The sequence below is a fragment of the Thermoanaerobaculia bacterium genome (assembly GCA_035260525.1).
In the GTDB taxonomy this organism is placed as follows: Bacteria; Acidobacteriota; Thermoanaerobaculia; order UBA5066; family DATFVB01; genus DATFVB01.
Genome location: DATFVB010000323.1, coordinates 1 through 2,317, shown reverse-complemented (window position 1 = coordinate 2,317; position 2,317 = coordinate 1). Strand labels below are relative to the sequence as shown.

Annotated in this window: 2 protein-coding genes; one reads left to right on the top strand and one right to left on the bottom strand. The window is 67.3% G+C overall.

The window, feature by feature from the left end; translation table 11 throughout:
* Nucleotides 1–326 precede the first annotated feature (326 nt).
* Nucleotides 327–1,823, bottom strand: coding sequence for a nitronate monooxygenase (locus VKH46_15430; GenBank protein HKB72237.1), 1,497 nt, complete (start codon nt 1,821–1,823; stop codon nt 327–329).
* 273 nt (nt 1,824–2,096) lie between these two features.
* Here VKH46_15430 and VKH46_15425 point away from each other — a divergent pair.
* Nucleotides 2,097–2,317 (top strand): hypothetical protein (locus VKH46_15425; GenBank protein HKB72236.1); only part of this gene is annotated, 221 nt, incomplete at its 3' end.

The window sequence follows — 2,317 nt, the reverse complement described above, 5'->3', positions numbered from 1 at the left end:
CAATCCGGAGTAGTAGGCCTCCGCGATCGGATCGCAGAAGCTCGTCACGTCCGTGAAGGGCAGCCCGAAGCTCGCGCAATCTGCGAGCACGCGGACACCCGCCCCGACGAAGAAAATCGTCGCCCACGCGGCAGCCACAAGACGGAGAACTCGACCGTTCCCTCTCGACTTCATTTTTTCCTCGCTTTCCGCTCGTTAGTTAGGGGAGCACCCGGGCCTTCGAGAACCCGACGACCCAAGACTCGACCGATCAATACCGCCCGACCTCGCCAGAGCCATGAAAGCTCACCCAAAAGTTGACCCCATCGCTGCACGCCCCAAATGGGCTAGACGCGCCTGGCGTGGAAGGGTTTCCAATGATACTCAGATCGGTGGCCTTGAAAAGCGATAGGCCCCGCGGGCGCGCTCTCGCCGAGGATCTTCTCGACGACGTCGCGCGCCGAGTAGGTCTCCTGGCCGGGAGGGATGAAGCGCGCGATCGTCCGCAGGTCGTCGCCGGCCGTCACGAGAGGCAATTCCGGCAGGCCGTGCCGCAGCTGGCCCATGCCGATGTTCGCCATGAGCGCGTTGCAGAGGCATTTCCGTCCGAAGGTGTCCTCGACGGCCCCGCCCTTTCGCCCGTACAGTTCGACCGGCTCGGCGGAACAGCGAAAACCGATCGTCCGGTCCTCCTTGCGATACGCCTCGCGGAGGAACCCGAGGTCGCAGACACGGTCGCGCGCTTCGTACACGTCCGCTTCCGAGAGGCTGTCGTCGATCCGGGCGACCTTGAAGGGAAATCCGGTCGGCGAAGCGAGCGGGTCCGTGTGAACGCGCGTGGCGCCGTCCACCGACTGGCGCAACAGCTCGCGGCGGAGGTCTTCGCGCAGGCCCGACTCGTCGCAGAGCGCGAAGGCGGTTCCGACTTGCACGCCGGCCGCGCCGAGCGCCAGAGCCTCGCGCAGACGCTCCTGGGACGCCATGCCGCCGGCGATCCAGAACGGTTTGCCGAGCTCGCCGATGCGGCGCAGGTCGACCGCGTCCTTTTCGCCGTAGACGGGCTGTCCTTCCGCGTCGAGCAGCCCCTTGGCACGCGGGGGGGCGTTGTGCCCGCCGGCGGCCGGATTCTCGACGACGAACCCGTCGACGGACCCGTTGGCGCGGCGGAGCATCGTCGTCGCGAGCACGTTGGAGGAAACGATCGAAAGAAACCAGGGCCGCCGGAGCGGCGGCAGGTCGATGTCGACGTAGTCGCGCGGGTCGAACGAAAGTGTGGCGGTTTCCCCGTCCCTCGTCCCCGTGACCGTCACGTCGTACGTGGCCTTCTCGTGATGGACGAACCGGTCGAGGACCCCCGGGATCTTCGTCGGGATTCCGGCGCCCATCAGCACGAATGCGGCGCCGGCGAGCATCGCCCCGTAGATCGACGCGAGATGCGGAAGCTGGATTTTTTCGAGGTAGTTCACGCCGACCGGCTGGTCGTGCCCTTCCCGCGCCAGATACACCTCGACGAAGTTGCCGACGATGCAGAGCTCGAGCAGGGAGCGAACGGAATCGAGCGAGTGCATCGGGACGGTGGCGTACGGCGCGTCGGCGGCCTTCCCTCCGGGGATGAAGAACTTCTCGAGGATCCGGTCCGCCATCGTCGTGATCGGAAAACACGCGAGGGCCCGGCGAACGCTGCCGTCCGGATCGCCGTCCTGCAGGCGGCGGGGGAGGATGACGTCGAGCGCGATCCCCGAGATGACGCCGAGCTGACCGAGGGAGGACACGGCGCGCGCGAGCTTCCACGAGGAGACCCCGGCGCCCATGCCGCCCTGGATGATCCTCGGCCACCCGGTCACGAAACGCGCCGCCCTTCGAGGCTCACGACGCCCCGGAGAGGGGCGGTATGTCAAGCATCTAAACAGTATACGCCGCCGGTTCGGTGCCTGGAGCTCTCTCGTGAGTCGAATGCATCACATCGCGACGCGCTTCGTGCCGGTAAACTCAAATCAGGATCGCGGGCAGATTCAAAGGACTGACATGACGTTTTTCGCCGGGAAGCGGCTGGGTCCGCACGAGGCGCTGTCGCCGTCGCTCGCCCCGGCGAGCCATGGCGCGGCCATGGGGCTTCAATGACTCTCTCCCCCGGCACCCGCCTGGGGCCCTACGAAGTCCTCTCGGTCCTCGGCGCGGGCGGCATGGGCGAGGTCTATCGGGCGCGCGATACGCGGCTCGGGCGGGACGTGGCGGTCAAGGTGCTGCCGGAGGAGCTCGCGCACGACCCGGAGCGGCTGCGGCTTCGAAGGGGAAGCGCGCGCCGCGTCGGCCCTATCGGATCCGCACATCGTGGCAG